The following is a 14,212-nucleotide window of genomic DNA, read 5'->3' on the forward strand; positions in this document are numbered from 1 at the left end:
GCGGATCCGGCAGTCGCATAGTTGGCGCGACCGTCGGTGGGCAGCCTCCATCTGGCGATCCTGATCCTGCTTGAGATCAATCTCACGAATCCGCCTTTCGGCATCGGACCTCGCGGGTCGCATTCTCGATAGAGGTGCGCCGGTGAACTCAGACCATGGCCTGTGCCCGTCACCGCCCGGCCTTCGCAATTCCGCCGAAATACCAGGTGGGCGTTCGACAAGCAGGCATTTTATAACCGTTTAGTAATGCAACAGCCACAAGACCTCTATCACTCGTCTAGGCGCAGTTCTCTATAAAATCCTCCCACGCTGGCGAGTTGAGATGCGGGCCCAAATGCGCCCGCTGCACCCTGGGGCCTGTGACCCCTCTTGGGCGGAACGTTCCCGGCGATGCAAGGGAGTGCTCAATGCGCGATATCTCACGTGGTCAGCAATCGATGAAGCCGCGAAAGGTGGACGACAAGATGCGATTCGGCCTCATGTGGCCGAACTCGCCATCTCCAAACGTAACGTCATTGGCCGTTGCCGAGCGGAACCCCGACGTGCTCGACATGGATTCGCATATCGCGCTTGCCCGCACTGCCGAGAAAATTGGCGTGGATTTCGTCTTTTTCGCTGACGGCTACACCAATCACGGCGAGCACAATGCACGCGTTGGCCATGGCGAGCCCTGCATATCCGCACCGATCTGGGCGCCGATCGTCATGGCCGCGACCGATCACATCGGGGTCGTGACGACGATGCACGCCCGCTACCTGTCGCCCGTCGTCCTCGCGCGTCTGGGAGCCAATCTGGATGTCCTGAGCGGTGGGCGCTGGGGTTGGAACATCGTGCCTGGCGCCAAGGGGTCCGAGGCCAGGCTGTTCGGCATTTCGAGCGAGATCGAACACGACGAGCGCTATGCGGTGGTGGAAGAGACGCTGGCTGCGGTCCGTGCCCTTTGGAACGCGCGCGGCAAGCCGATCGATTTCAACGGAAAATACTATCATCTGGAAGGTGTGCCGCGCGGCCCCTATCCGGTCCAGGAGAGCCCGCTAATCTTCAACGCAGGCGTTTCTCCTGCTGGCCAGGACTTCATAGCACGCAATGCCGACTACGCCTTCTTCGCGGTCGTGGAAGATCTCGCACAGGTGGCAAGGACGGTGGAAGAACTGGGCGACAAGACAGAGGCGAGCGGCCGCTCCCGACTGGAGGTCAACCTCGCCGGCTCGATCGGGTATGTCATCGGGTCGACTGCGGCCGAAGCGCAGGAGAAATACGACTGGATCCGCGACTCGGTCGATATGGATGCGGCGCGCGGGTGGGCGCGGGGATTCCTCTCCGGGAGCCAGACGTATCAGAGCAATTTCGGCGGCGAGTTCGATGAGGCCGCCCGCAAGATCGGTCTTGCGGCCGGCAGCCGCGTTCTGGTCGGGACGGCCGCCGACGTCGCCGAACAGATCATCGAGATCAACCGGCAGACCGGCCTGCGCGGCTTTATGTGGCTCAGTCTCATCTGGGATCCGGCGGAGGTTGCGCTGCTCGGCGATGTCCTGCCGTATCTGGAGAAGGCGGGTCTGTGGGAGCCGCCGTCCTCACGCGGCTGGTCGTGGTGAAACGGCCATGAGCGGGTTTGTAGGGCGCAATGCAATCGTCACGGGAGCCAAGGGCGATATAGGCCGTTCCATCGCCGAAGATCTGGCGCGGCGTGGCGTGAATGTCTGGGGTGTCGACATCGGGTTCCAGGAGCAGCTCGCGCCGCAGCCGCTTGGGAGCGGGACGATCGCCAGCATGCCGCTCGATGTCACCGATTCGGCTGCAGTGAGGGCTGCGTTTTCGCAGATCGAGCAGCAGGCAGGTCCGACATCCCTCCTCGTCAATGCGGCCGGCGGCCCGGGAAAGGTTCGAGCTCCAGTCGATCAGGTCGAGGATGTGGACTGGCACAAGGTCGTGACGCTCAACCTGGATGGGCTCTTCTACTGCTGTCGCCAGGCGGCGCGCTCCATGAAGGCTGCCGGAGGGGGAGCGATCGTGAACGTCTCGTCAGGCGCTGGCAGGACTTACACGAGGACCGGCGTCCAGGCCTACGCCGCAGCGAAGGCAGGTGTGATCGGCCTGACGCGGCAGCTCGCCCGCGAACTCGGCCCCTTCGGTGTTCGCGTGAACTGCGTTGCGCCAGGGCTAGTCGCGGTCGCCGCAACTCGGGAGGAGATCGAATCCATACCATCCGAAACCATGAGCGCGCACCTCGGCAACATAGCGCTCGGACGGTTGGGGCGACCCGATGATCTCGTCGGACCGGTGCTCTTCTTCCTCGGCGAGGATGCGAGCTTCGTCACCGGCCAGACCATCAGCGTCGATGGCGGGTCCATCATGCTCGGCTAGAGCGAAGGCGTTGGCGAGCAACCGAGGGAGCCACGAGCCTGCAAATGGTGCAAGACATATCATCCGCGAATACGATATCCGAGATCGATCCAGACTGTTTCCGCACGATCCTTCGGTCTGCGGCGGCAAGCGTGGTCGTAATCACAACCTGCGCGGACGGCGAGCTTCACGGCATGACGGCCACCGCCTTCTCAAGCGTCAGCGCCGATCCGCCGAGCGTACTCATTGTGGTCAATCGCACCACCAGGAGCCATTCGCGCCTCCTGCGAAGCGGCCGCTTCGCGATCAACGTGCTGGCTGAGGACCAGGAGTGGATCGGCCAACGGTTTGCCGGCAAAATCGAGGATCAGTTCAGCGGTGTGGGCCACATTGCAACCGCCGAAGGTCTGCCTGTTCTGACGGGATGCGCAGCCCACATGGAGTGCCGCACCCAGGAGACAGTGGACGTGGGCACACACACGATCTTTGTCGGCCGCGTCGTCGCCGGTAAGGCAGAACCGGCTGCTCCGCTCCTCTATCACGACGGTCGGTTCAAGGCGTTGGCGCCTTCGCGCGAGGCGAGCTGAACGCCGTTTGGCCGTCAGGTGAGGGGCCGGCAGGTTGAAACTCTTGTTCTCAGCCGACCTGCTTTTCAGTCTCGATCTTCTCGAGGCACGACGTCGTTGCCGCGATCGCGCAATCCAGCGCATGCAAAACGCGGTTGTGTGCACGGCGGGCATCCACTGTGGCGAAACGGCGCCTGTCGCCGTCCTCTTCGACGGCCGCCAGATGGTGTAGCGGGGCCAGTGCCGGGAATGGAGGCTGCTGGAGTGCTGGATCCGGCTCGAATCTGTCACCGGTGGTGAACTGAATCGGCACCAGCGCTCGCGCTATGGCGACCAGCGTGGCGTTGATCGTGTTCAAAGTCGTCTCGGAATCCGTCTTTCCGGCGGCTACGCTGACCTTCCCGACTAGTTGGTCAAGCAACGCCGCGCGGCTCGTCAGCGCCGCAATATCCATCCAGCGGACAAGATCCTTGGCGATGTCCTCCAGTGCGTCGTGCAGCTCGCGCGCCGCACCAGAAAAATCAAATGGCAGGATGGCGTCGCAGAGTGCACGCAGCACGATGTTGGCATAGAAGCGAGCGTCACGGACGAGCACATCCGCGTCGATCTTGTCGAGCGTGTCGCCCTCTGTGTGCCACCACCAGCCGAGCGGGTGCGGAAAGTGCTCATGCATACCGCTCGAGACCGGCTGTTCTCCAAAGGCAAGGATGGCTGGAATGCCGATACCCCAGAATGACTGGTCGCCAAACCGGCCGAGGCGTTTGACGTGGATGGGTTCGCCGGAGACTTCCTCCATGACGACTTCGGCGGTCTTCCAGAGTTCGGGGCCGGACAGCGATACAAAATCGTGGTTCCCGCGCCCGCCCGTCGAGTCGATGTTCACGTGCAGGACGCAGTTCCGTTCGAGATCGTCCCAGAAGTTATCAGCATACCAGGCAGACCCGGCATAGCGCCCTTGCGAATGGCCCGACCAGAAGGCAAGCCGCAGGCCTCTGCGCAGGTGGCGGCGGTTCGCTGCGGCTATCCGCGCCACTTCAAGCATGGTGACGTTGGCGGTGCCGTTGTCCATCACACCGTAATGCCAGGTATCGTGGTGTCCGGAGAACAGTACATAGCTGCCGTCCGCCGGAGCTATCGGGTCAAGGTCGGCGATCAGCATCGGGATCTGCCGCCAGCCGGTGTCGACGTCGGCATGCATGACGATCTCGATTTTCTCGCCTGCGGCAAGGCGCGCTTTCAATCGGGCGCCGTCAGGTCCCGACACCGTGCACGCAACGGTTCGGGGCAACTGCTGCCTGGTTTCGAGCCCGGGGTTCCCCCAGACGGGAGACAGCGTCATCTCGTGCCGATGCTCGTCAGGACTGACGTGAAGATGCCCGGCGGCGCCGGCGTGTCTGAGCCTGTTGGCCACGGCCGGCGTCGCGAGGCCATCCACGACGGCAATCCGTCCAGCCAGATCGATACCCCTGAGGTCTGCGGGCATGCCCTTTCCGACATAGACGAGGTCGCCGCGCAAGCCATCCTTCGGAGACGACAGAGAGAAGGAATGAGTAATGCACTCCATCGAGTCGCCTGGTATTTCGACGGTCGCCGAGCCGGGGAGGCTGATGTAGGCGTCGTGGAACAAGATCGCCGTGCGCAGGCCCATGCCAGCGGCCCTAGCCTCAAGATAGCGCAGACTTTCGAGTTCGTCGGGGGTGCCTGGATATTTCGTCCATCGCGCAATCGTCGTCAGATCGGCAAGCATCGCTGTGCCGTCGACGGCGTCCATCGACGCCATCCTCGTGCGCTTGTCCATCGGGTCTGCTCTCGCTGTGTCAGTGAACACTGCCGGCGCCTCGACCTTCGTCGAGGGCGCCGACGAATCCTGCGACGATGCCGTTGAACACGCTCGGCTGTTCACGGAATGGCATATAGCCGGCGCGGCCGATGATCCGCAGGTGAGCGGTTCCCTGTCGCGGCGCGATCAGCCGGAAAAGAGCCATCGCGTTTTGCACGGGGCTCATCGGATCATTCTGTCCCCACACCAGCATGACAGGACAAGGGACACCCTGTTCGCGAAACCGCGTCCAGTTGTCGACCCGCATTCGCGACAGGGTCGGCCGCACGGAGGTGTCGTATTCGTTCTTGCCGTGAAGCCTCTCGCGCAGTGCCTTAAACTGGTGCGACTGGCCGACCAGGACTGCTTCGTCGAGGAAGCGTCCAGCATCGATATGATGACCGTTCCACGATTGGCGCTCCATGACCCAGGCCTGCGCCGTACGGCCATAGCGGGGTTCGAGCGGCGCCGACAACGTGAGGTTGGACAAAGGATCGCCGGCGGGCGCGACGGCCTTGCCGGCGACGATGGTGACCGAGCGGATCAGTTCCGGAGCCTCGAAGGCGAGCCTCAGGGCGGCCAAACCGCCTTCATCATGGCCGACAAGATGAACCGGTCCGCCGACGGTAATGTCGAGGAAAGCCCTCGCATGTTCGATCACGCGATCGAAGCCGTAGCTCTGCTCACTCGGAATGCCCGTTCGACCTTGTCCCAATGCATCAAAGGCGACCACTCGGGCCCGACTTCCGATTTCTTCCAGATTGGCCTCCCACACCCGCAGATTGTGGCAGACGCCTTGATCGGCGAGGGCATTCGCGTGAAGAAACGCAATGGTGGAGGGGCCGCTTCCGGTCTCGACGTAGCGGGTTCGCACTCCTCCGGCCTCGACCCATCTGTCCTCAAGCATTCTGATCTGTTCCTCGTTCTTGTCAGCGCCTGAGGCGTGCCAGGAATTCCAGCATGATGGCGTTGAACTGGGCGGGGTGTTCGTGAAACGGGTGGTGGCCGGCCTCGTTGATGAGGTGAAAGGACGCGCCGGCGTCGCGCGAGGAGATGAGCTGAAACAAATCCACGGCAGCTTCGAGTGTGGTCGTGTGATCGTTGTAGCCCCAGATGATCTGCGTCGGCCGGCCAAGTCCGGCATCGCTGATCCATTGCAGTGTCTCGCGTTTGAGCGGCGCCAGTTGGCGCAGGAAGAGTGTCTCGGCGAGTCCACCCCTGGTCATCTTCATGACCGCTTCCTGGTATTTGGGCAGGCGGAGAACTTCGTAGCCGGCCTCTACGAGGGGCTCGACGATGCTCTCGGGTCGATAGGCGCAACGCTCGAACACCCAGCGTTGGGACTCGCGCGATACGGGCGGGAAGGGGCATCCCGACAGCTCGACCTCATTCAATCCCACGCCCGGCGAAAGAGTGCCTGTATTGACCAGTGTGCAACTGCGGATGAGCTCGGGGCACTCGAGCGTCAGTCGCGCGGCAAGCATCGCGCCCCTGGACTGCCCGACGATATGTATCCCGCGCAGGCCAAGCGCCGACAGGAACGAGGCGGCATGCGCGACCACCGCCTGCATGCGGTAGTCGTCATTCGCAGGGTTGTCTGTGTGTCCTTGGCCAAGCTTGTCGAATGCGATCACCCGATACTGACGCGATAGGACCTCGAAGTTCCCATGCCAGATCTCGACTACCGAAGCCGAACTGGGGGATCCGAAATTCCCTCCGGTGATGAGGGCGATGGGTTCGCCGGCTCCCTTGTCAAAGTAGCGCGTCCGAATTCCGTTGATCTCGATCCATTTCGGCGTTCCCAGCACGGCGAATTCTGCTCCGATGATCTGAGCGCTCTGTGCGCTCGTTCATGGGGCGATCTTGCATGCGGTCGCTGGTAGGAAAACTCTAGGAAGAGTTCAAAACACATAACCATTTGGTAATGCGGGATTGGATGGTCGATCAGAAGGACAAGGAATCAGGCTCTACCGGCGGGCCGGTCCAGCGGAAGTTTGGGACCGACCTACTCTCCTTGGGGTTGAAGCGCAGGATGAGGAAATCGCGCAATCTACACGTGGCCGGCGACAGTACCCGATCGCTGAGCCATGTCAGCTGGACGGTGTCGCCGATATCGTAGATCGGAAGGTTCACGCGTTCGCCCACTCCCTGGCCCATGTGGGTGTCGCTCGCCGGAGAGCCCGCATTCGCGTACACGTCGAGACCTTGGCCGATCGCAACGGGCAGGACGGTCAACAGCTGGGCTTCGCGCAGCAAGGCGAGGCTCAGGACCAGGGAATTAGTTTCGATCACATCAGCGGGAAACGGCAGGTCGAGTTTCTTGAGCAAGACTTCAAGATGGCGCCGGGTGCGGGTGCCGATCGGCGCCACGCACCACGGATACTGGACTGCGTCCCTCCATACAGGGTTCGACTCGGCCAACAGCGGATGCCCTCGGCTGGCGAAAATCATATGATGCGCGGCCTTGATCGGGACGCTCACGTGTTTGAAGCGCGGTTCGTCATCGGCGAGAGGGCTGATGATGAGATCGACGTGGCCGCGCTCCGCCTGTTCCATCAGCTCGTGATAAGGTGCGTCGATCAGGCTCACCGCTATTTTCGGAAAGATCGCCTTGAACCTGGCCACGGCGGTTGCGAGGTTCGGCAGAAGCGCATAGGTCCGTATCCCGACCACGACGCTGCCATGCACGCCTTCGCGCAGATGCATCAGTTCGTCGTTGACGGAGTCGATCTCGCTCAAAATCAGGTAGGCGGCATCAATCAGTCTCGCGCCGATCTCGGTCGGCTGCCAGCGTTCGAGGTCATGCCTGAAAAGCGGCATGCCAATGATGTCCTCGATCTCGGCTTTCGTCTTCGACACGGCCGCTTGGGTGACGCCCATCTGCTCGGCGGCCAGGCTGATCGACTTCATCTCATTGATCGCCCGGATGAGGCGCAGATGGCGGATCTTCAGGCGCTGACGAAGGAAATTGGTGCTGATCATAGGTCTCTCACCGGCGCTCAGGAATAACCATTTGGTTAACTGAATTCAACATTACGTGGAATTTTCATACCATCGTCATGTTTGCTAGCGTCCAAACGCGGTCGTTGGAACTGTCCAAGACAGACAAGGCCGGGAGCGGAAAAGGCAAGGGCGCGGTCGAAAAGGCTGCCCGGAGCTTCGCAGGCGCGGAGTACTATTCCGAGCCGGCGTATCACCCTGGCAATATGCGTTTTCGATCTTCGGCTAGGCGGGGTGCTGCAAGCGCGGCTGCTCCGGTGCGTCGTCGCGCCAACTTTTTCCGAACCTGCGGATGGGGAAAATCGAGGAGAACCAAGAATGTTCTGGAAAAAAGCAGTCCTGAGTCTGGTGGTGGCCGGCTTCTTCGGCATGAACGCGGCGAAGGCGGAAACCGAGTTCACTTTCTCGTCTTGGATACCTTGGACGCACGGGCTGAACGTCCATCTCTACATTCCGTGGGCGGAGGCGGTCGAGAAGGCGTCGAACGGGGAAATCAAGATCCGATTTCTCCCCAAAAGCGTCGCAGCGCCGCGGGCCTATCTCGATGCGGTCCGGACCGGCCAGACGGACATCGGCTTCGGTACGCACTCCTATTCGCCGCAACTCTTTGCCGCGTATCACTTCACCGATTTCCCCTTTCTGGGAGACCGTTCCGTCGTGACATCGGTGGCATTGCAACGCACGCATGACAAATTCCTCGCCGACAAGAACCTCTACGATGGCGTCCAGCTGATCGGCATTAATACGCTGGGCCCAGGCCTTCTCTTCCACCGCACAAAGCTGATCAAATCGCCCGAGGATATGGTTGGGCAGAAGATCCGCACCGGCGGCGAGATCACGCGGCGGTTGGTCGAAGGGCTTGGAGGCGTATCCGTGGCCCAGCCGATCACCAAGGCTTATGAGCTCCTGTCGACCGGTGTCGTCGACGGACACGCAGGACACTGGGAGCAGCTCGTCGGCTTCAAGCTCGCCGAAGTGCTTCCCTACGCGACGATCATCCCCGGAGGCCTCAACAGCGGCAGTATGTATTTGATGGTCAACAAGGCGAAATACGACTCCCTTTCGCCGGTCGGCAAGGCGGCATTCGACAAATACTCCGGCGAGGTCTTCGCCAAGATGGCCGGCGAAGCCTGGGACAAGATCAACGACGAAGGCAAGGCAGCGGCAGTGGCCGCAGGCACGACGATCGCTGACGCTCCCGACGCCGTCATCGATGCGATGAAGAAAGTCAGCGTGGAGTTCGAAGCAGAATACTACAAGGAGGTTGCCGCGACCGACTTGGACGGGAAGGCCATCCTGGACTACTTCCGCTCCCAGGTCGATGAGCTGAAGGCGAAATGAGCGCGAAGCCGGAGCACGACGCCGCGCGCAAGGGCATCACGCACTGGCTCGGCGACCTGCCGAGCCGTGCCCTGGCCCTGATCGCCGGTCTGATACTTTTCGCGATGATGCTTCTGACGCTGTTCGACGTCGCAGGTCGTTACCTCTTCAACAGCCCGCTGCCTGCAACATCCGAGCTGATAGCCCTCATGATCGCAGGCCTCGTATTCTGCGCTCTTCCCTACGTCTGTTTCAGGGAAATGCACGTTACGATCGACATTCTCGACGACGTCGTTCCTGACTGGCTCAAGCGCATCCAGGGCGTGTTCGTAAATGTCTTCTCCGCGGTTGCGCTGCTGGTGATTGCATGGCGGCTCTACGAGATGTCGATCACGCACTACCGCTACGAAGAAGTGTCCGATGAATTGCTGATGCCTTTTTGGCCCTTCACCGCAGCCATGGCGTTTCTTGGCGTTGTGGCGGCTTGGGCGCAAATCTGCGCGGCGGCCCAATATGCAACGGGTGCGAGGTCCACGCCCGCGCAATCTTATCACGGCGGAGAGTAGGGTGACCGAAGCACTGGTGGGTTTTGCAGCGCTTCTGCTGCTGTCGTTCATGCGCGTGCCGATCGCCTTCGCAATGGCGGTGGTCGGCGGACTGGGCATGCTGTGGGTCGCCAGCGCATCGGCGGCGTTCGCGAACATCGGACAGACCGCGTTCGACGCGGCGGTCAATTACGAACTCTCCGTAATGCCGCTCTTCGTGCTCATGGGCAACTTCATCACCCGTGCACGGCTGTCGGATGAACTCTACGCGGCCTCCTACGCCTTCCTGGGGCATCGACGCGGCGGACTCGCCATGGCGACGGTCGTGGCCTGCGGCGGCTTCGGTGCGGTCTGCGGATCCTCGCTCGCGACCGCAGCGACGATGTCGAAGGTCGCGATGCCCTCAATGCGCCGATACGGCTATGACGACGGCCTAGCCGCCGGATCGGTGGCCGCCGGCGGAACGCTGGGTATCCTCATTCCGCCGAGCGTCCTTCTCGTTCTCTACGGCATCATGACCCAGACAAGCATCGGCAAGCTCTTTGCCGCGGGCATCGCTCCCGGAATTGTCGGCATCTGCTTCTACCTGCTGGCCGTACAGTCCGTCATCGCGCTCTGGCCCCAGCTTGGTCCGCCCGGGGAGCGGTCGAACTGGGCTTCGCGCCTGGCGGCGCTGCGTGGCGTCTGGGGCGTGCTGCTTCTTTTTGGAATCGTGATGGGTGGAATCTATGGAGGTGTCTTCACGCCGACCGAGGCGGCCGGCATCGGCGCCGCGGGTGCGTTCCTCTTCTTCCTTGGACGCAAGCAGACGTTGGCGGAACTGCTTCATCATTTGGCGGTCGTGTCCGTCGCCGGCGTGATCTTGATGGGGGCGCTGCTGCTCTTGCGGTTGCTGACCGGCGGCGCTGTCGGGACATCCCTTGCCGCCGCGGTGTTCACCGTGGTGCTCGCGCTTGTCAGCCTCGGGCTCCTACGGCGTCATGCGGGATCCGGTGAGAATGTCTTGGCGCGGCTTTCCGGCGCTTCGGCCATGCTCGCCGTGCAGCTTGCCGCCATTCTGGTGCTCTTGGCAGTGTTGGCCGGCATTTCGCGCGGAACAACAGGTGCCGTCCAGTTCATTGGCTCGAATGGACCCTTTGCCGTGCTGTCGCTGCTCTTTTGCGCTCTTGCCGGAAAGCTGACCTACTCGGCGCGCGCCTGGGGCGAGGTCTACGAAACCCTGCTCGAAAGCGCAGTGACGGTCGCGTCGCTCTTTACGGTGCTGATTGGTGCCTTGCTCTTCGCGAACTTCGTCAACTACACGACGTTTCCCGACGTGCTGCTGGAAATCACGAGAACGTTCGAGGGCAGCCCGTGGCTGGTGCTGGTATCAATCCTGGCAATCTACATCGTGCTCGGCTGCGTGTTCGAGAGCCTGTCGATGATTCTTCTCACCGTGCCGATCTTCTTCCCCGTCATAATAGAGCTTGCGCCGGGCTTCGGCTTGACTGCGGACGAAGCCGCCATCTGGTTTGGCATCGTCGTGGTCGTCGTCACTGAGATCAGCCTCATAACCCCTCCTGTCGGATTGAACGTCTTCGTTCTGAGGGGGCTGCTGCCTGATGTCTCGACCACTACGATCTTCCGTGGCGTGACGGCGTTCTGGATCGCCGACATCTTCAGACTGGCAGTAATTGCCGCCTTGCCCATCGTCAGCCTCTGGTTGACGCAGTTCGTCAAATAGTGGTGATCGCGGCGACCAGCTTTGGCTCGTCTTCAATCGGACGAAGAGTGCCAATCATGACCCAGGTGATCACGCCTGCTGCTGCGGCGCGGGCGTGACGACGTCATTCCTTCCGAACGTCATCTTCGCGGCGACCATCCACAAGGCGCGGGGCATGACGGTGGATCGCACCCATGTCCTGGCGACACCGGGTATCGATGCCTATGGCACCTATCTCGCGGTCTCACTCCATCGCGACGGCGTGGATCTGCAGTACGGTCGCGATGATTTTGCCAGCCAGGACAAGCTGACCTAAGCGTGATGCGGCGTTGGCATCCAGCCGGAATGGACGCAGCAGTTGCCGACACGGGCGAAAGCGGTCACAGCGATACTTGCTAGCAAAAGACAGCTTAGCGCCCAATCCCGAGGACGTTCGACGCATTGCGCCCGCGCCATCGACTCGCAACGGGTCGGCGGCGCAGTTGTCCGTGGACCGGACGGCCCAGCCGAGCGCGTAGACTTTATGGGCCTCCCGGTATTTTCAATCGGAGCAGTTGTTGGAACAAGGAGCGCGGCAGCATGCCAACTTACCCTTCCCGCACCCAGGTCGTGATCGTCGGCGCGGGTCCAACGGGATTGACGGTGGCCAATCTTCTGGCGGCCTATGGCGTGAATTTCGTCGTGCTTGACCGCGAGCCGGGACCGATGAACCTGCCGCGTGCCATCGTTCTGGATGACGAAGGCGCGCGAACCTTGCAAGTGTTCGGGCTCGACAAGAGCTATGTCGCGCACACGATGAAGGCGGTCGGCTCCAAGTATCTCGATGATGCAGGCAACTGCATCGCCGAGACGGGCGCAGGACCTGAAACCTATGGTTTCGCCAAGAGGCAGTACATTTACCAGCCCGAGCTTGAGCGGGCTCTACGTGAGCGGCTCGAAGAACAGGCGCCGGGCTGTCTGTTCTTCGCCTCGGACGTCACGCTCGTTTCGGAGGTGAGCGACGAACCGGTCGTGAACGTCACCGACGAAAGCGGCAGGCAGCACCAGATCAAAACCGAGTGGGTTCTCGCCTGCGATGGCGGAAGAAGTCCGATCCGCGAGAGCCTTCGCATCGGCATGTCCGGCAACACGTACACGCAAGACTGGATCGTTCTCGACATGATCGAAGATCCAGATCCTTCCAGATTCTCGAAGTTCTATTGCAGCTCCATCCGGCCGACGGTCAGCGTGCCTGCGCCGAATGGAGGGCGTCGATACGAGTTCATGCTCCTTCCTGGCGAGAAGCGGGAAGACGTTCTCGCCGACAGCTTCCTTGCCGACCTGCTGAAACCTTTTCGGGACTACGATAGCTCCAAGGTCCTGCGTAAGACCGTGTATACGTTCCACGCTCGGATGGCCGACAGGTTCAGGTCCGGGCGGATCCTCCTCCTTGGAGACTCGGCACATCTCACCCCTCCCTTCGCCGGACAAGGGATGAATGCGGGCCTGCGCGACGCCCATAACGTCGCCTGGAAGATAGCCGCCGCGGTAAAGGGCGGCGCCGATGCGGCGATTCTGGACAGCTACGAGTTGGAACGGCGCAAGCCGGCATGGGATATGATCCTGGTCGCGGTCACCATGGGCAACTTCGTGATGCCGGCCGATGCCGAACAGCTGCGGTTCAGAGAACTGCTGCTCGCTGCGCTGGGACCGTATCCGAACGTGCGGGACTATCTGATCCAGATGAAGTTCAAGCCGCGGCCGCGATATGCCGAAGGCCTGTTCCTCGATCTGGATATCCCCTGTTTCGAGGCGTCACTTGTGGGCGAGATGATTCCGCAGCCGCGGGTCCCGAGCGGTGGAGGAGCCGTTCTCCTGGACGAGAGGCTGGGGCCGGGATTTGCGCTCATCACACAGTCGCCGGCGGCCAGGGCAGCCGCGATTGGCGTCGGTCACGAGATGCTAGGTCTCCCGATGGCGCACGTGCATCTCGACAACGGCGATCCGTTCGCGGATACCGCCAACTGGATGCGGATCGATCCGTCTGCCCGACCGCTGCTCACACACCGCGATCAGGTGATGCTCGTCCGTCCGGACCGCTACTGTGCCGCGAGCTTCGATCCTGCGGAACTGGTGAGCGGCCTGAGCCGCTACAGGTCGTTGTTCTCGAGGGTCAACCTGGCGAGTTCGTCGGCAATCGAACGTGCGGTGGCTTTCAGCGCATCGCCGTGAGTGCGCACCGCGTCTTCAAACCTCAACGCGGACCCGATCCAGATCATGGTCAGGCAGGCGACGGGGCGATGTTCGGCCATCACCGGCGCGGAGATGCTCATGGTACGTTCGTTGAAGCCCCGCATCCGATAGCCCAGACCGATCTGGCGCGTCCGATCGAGGATGAATTCCAGCGGGCCATCTTCGTGGAATCCCACCTTCTCCTCGCCGAGTTCCGCCCGTAGGGCCTCCAAGACCTGTTCTCTTTCCGCATCGGGCAGATAAGCCAGGTAAGCGCGACCGCCTGCTGTGTCGAGAACGGGCAGACCTCGGCCCACCATGCCATGGTCGACCGAAAAGGGACTGATGTTGTGCGTGGACTCCCGTATCTCCATCCGGAAGTTCCGGAACGTGACCAGGTCAAGAGGCCATAGCAGCTTCCGGCCGAGTTTCATCATCTGCGGCACGGCGATCTGCGCAACCCAGTCTTTGTCCCTGAAGCCCGAACTCAAGGATTTGGTCTGCAAGGTCGGGCGCCACATATCCCCGGACTGACTGCGGATCACGAAACCCAGGCCCTCGAGGGTCTCGAGCAGCCTGTAGGCGGTCGGGCGTGGGACCCCAGCCAGCTTGGCGATATCCGCGGCCTTCATTCCATTGTGCCTGTTCACGGCCTGGAGGATTGCCAGACCGCGTTGCAGCGAACGCACTGAACCGAAGTTTGAAA

13 protein-coding genes are annotated in these 14,212 nt (G+C 61.8%); 8 read left to right on the top strand and 5 right to left on the bottom strand.

Annotated elements, in window-relative coordinates; all coding sequences use genetic code 11:
* Positions 1-407: 407 nt before the first annotated feature.
* The 3 genes from B9Z03_RS09755 to B9Z03_RS09765 are packed head-to-tail and all read left to right on the top strand — an operon-like array spanning position 408 to position 2,930.
* Positions 408-1,595 carry an LLM class flavin-dependent oxidoreductase gene (locus B9Z03_RS09755; RefSeq protein WP_085464033.1) on the top strand — a complete coding sequence of 396 codons (1,188 nt, stop codon included), beginning with the start codon at positions 408-410 and terminating at the stop codon, positions 1,593-1,595.
* Positions 1,596-1,602: 7 nt separating this feature from the next.
* Entirely contained in the window at positions 1,603-2,364 is a 762-nt protein-coding gene (locus tag B9Z03_RS09760) for an SDR family NAD(P)-dependent oxidoreductase (protein ID WP_176247480.1), read from the top strand.
* 44 nt (positions 2,365-2,408) lie between these two features.
* Positions 2,409-2,930 (top strand): flavin reductase family protein, encoded by a 522-nt coding sequence (locus B9Z03_RS09765; RefSeq protein ID WP_085464035.1) that lies wholly within the window; start codon positions 2,409-2,411, stop codon positions 2,928-2,930.
* Between the two features lie 49 nt (positions 2,931-2,979).
* Here B9Z03_RS09765 and B9Z03_RS09770 read toward each other — a convergent pair whose 3' ends face one another.
* The 4 genes from B9Z03_RS09770 to B9Z03_RS09785 form a co-directional block, all read right to left on the bottom strand.
* On the bottom strand, positions 2,980-4,680 hold the full coding sequence (locus B9Z03_RS09770) for a M28 family peptidase (protein ID WP_176247482.1): 1,701 nt from the start codon (positions 4,678-4,680) through the stop codon (positions 2,980-2,982).
* A 46-nt stretch (positions 4,681-4,726) separates the two neighbouring features.
* Positions 4,727-5,635 carry an alpha/beta fold hydrolase gene (locus B9Z03_RS09775; protein ID WP_085464037.1) on the bottom strand — a complete coding sequence of 303 codons (909 nt, stop codon included), beginning with the start codon at positions 5,633-5,635 and terminating at the stop codon, positions 4,727-4,729.
* A 22-nt stretch (positions 5,636-5,657) separates the two neighbouring features.
* Complete coding sequence (locus tag B9Z03_RS09780) at positions 5,658-6,536, bottom strand: alpha/beta fold hydrolase (protein ID WP_176247483.1); 879 nt, start codon at positions 6,534-6,536, stop codon at positions 5,658-5,660.
* A gap of 136 nt (positions 6,537-6,672) precedes the next feature.
* Positions 6,673-7,710: a LysR family transcriptional regulator gene (locus B9Z03_RS09785; RefSeq protein WP_085464039.1), complete on the bottom strand. Its 1,038-nt coding sequence runs from the start codon at positions 7,708-7,710 to the stop codon at positions 6,673-6,675.
* Positions 7,711-7,962: 252 nt separating this feature from the next.
* Between B9Z03_RS09785 and B9Z03_RS09790 the strand changes: the two genes are divergently transcribed.
* The 5 genes from B9Z03_RS09790 (at position 7,963) to B9Z03_RS09810 (ending at position 13,506) form a co-directional block, all read left to right on the top strand.
* Positions 7,963-9,069 carry a TRAP transporter substrate-binding protein gene (locus B9Z03_RS09790; RefSeq protein WP_139832215.1) on the top strand — a complete coding sequence of 369 codons (1,107 nt, stop codon included), beginning with the start codon at positions 7,963-7,965 and terminating at the stop codon, positions 9,067-9,069.
* Positions 9,066-9,614: a TRAP transporter small permease gene (locus B9Z03_RS09795; protein WP_085464041.1), complete on the top strand. Its 549-nt coding sequence runs from the start codon at positions 9,066-9,068 to the stop codon at positions 9,612-9,614. The genes B9Z03_RS09790 and B9Z03_RS09795 overlap by 4 nt, the downstream gene beginning before the upstream one ends.
* A gap of 1 nt (position 9,615) precedes the next feature.
* Positions 9,616-11,316, top strand: coding sequence for a TRAP transporter large permease (locus B9Z03_RS09800; protein WP_176247484.1), 1,701 nt, complete (start codon positions 9,616-9,618; stop codon positions 11,314-11,316).
* A gap of 94 nt (positions 11,317-11,410) precedes the next feature.
* A complete protein-coding gene (locus tag B9Z03_RS09805; RefSeq protein WP_085464043.1) occupies positions 11,411-11,611 on the top strand; it encodes a hypothetical protein in 201 nt (66 codons plus the stop codon).
* A gap of 263 nt (positions 11,612-11,874) precedes the next feature.
* The gene (locus B9Z03_RS09810) at positions 11,875-13,506 is read left to right on the top strand and encodes a bifunctional 3-(3-hydroxy-phenyl)propionate/3-hydroxycinnamic acid hydroxylase (protein ID WP_085464044.1); all 1,632 of its coding nucleotides are present in this window, start codon (positions 11,875-11,877) and stop codon (positions 13,504-13,506) included.
* Here B9Z03_RS09810 and B9Z03_RS09815 read toward each other — a convergent pair.
* Complete coding sequence (locus B9Z03_RS09815) at positions 13,425-14,195, bottom strand: helix-turn-helix domain-containing protein (protein ID WP_280174842.1); 771 nt, start codon at positions 14,193-14,195, stop codon at positions 13,425-13,427. The genes B9Z03_RS09810 and B9Z03_RS09815 overlap by 82 nt on opposite strands.
* Positions 14,196-14,212 lie beyond the last annotated feature (17 nt).

It is taken from the genome of Mesorhizobium australicum (genome assembly GCF_900177325.1).
Lineage (GTDB): Bacteria > Pseudomonadota > Alphaproteobacteria > Rhizobiales > Rhizobiaceae > Mesorhizobium_A > Mesorhizobium_A australicum_A.

Coding starts and splice junctions, on each gene's coding strand:
- B9Z03_RS09755 (WP_085464033.1), top strand. CDS start 408: ATGCGCGATATCTCACGTGGTCAGCAATCGATGAAGCCGCGAAAGGTG.
- B9Z03_RS09760 (WP_176247480.1), top strand. CDS start 1,603: ATGAGCGGGTTTGTAGGGCGCAATGCAATCGTCACGGGAGCCAAGGGC.
- B9Z03_RS09765 (WP_085464035.1), top strand. CDS start 2,409: ATGGTGCAAGACATATCATCCGCGAATACGATATCCGAGATCGATCCA.
- B9Z03_RS09770 (WP_176247482.1), bottom strand. CDS start 4,680: ATGGACGCCGTCGACGGCACAGCGATGCTTGCCGATCTGACGACGATT.
- B9Z03_RS09775 (WP_085464037.1), bottom strand. CDS start 5,635: ATGCTTGAGGACAGATGGGTCGAGGCCGGAGGAGTGCGAACCCGCTAC.
- B9Z03_RS09785 (WP_085464039.1), bottom strand. CDS start 7,710: ATGATCAGCACCAATTTCCTTCGTCAGCGCCTGAAGATCCGCCATCTG.
- B9Z03_RS09795 (WP_085464041.1), top strand. CDS start 9,066: ATGAGCGCGAAGCCGGAGCACGACGCCGCGCGCAAGGGCATCACGCAC.
- B9Z03_RS09810 (WP_085464044.1), top strand. CDS start 11,875: ATGCCAACTTACCCTTCCCGCACCCAGGTCGTGATCGTCGGCGCGGGT.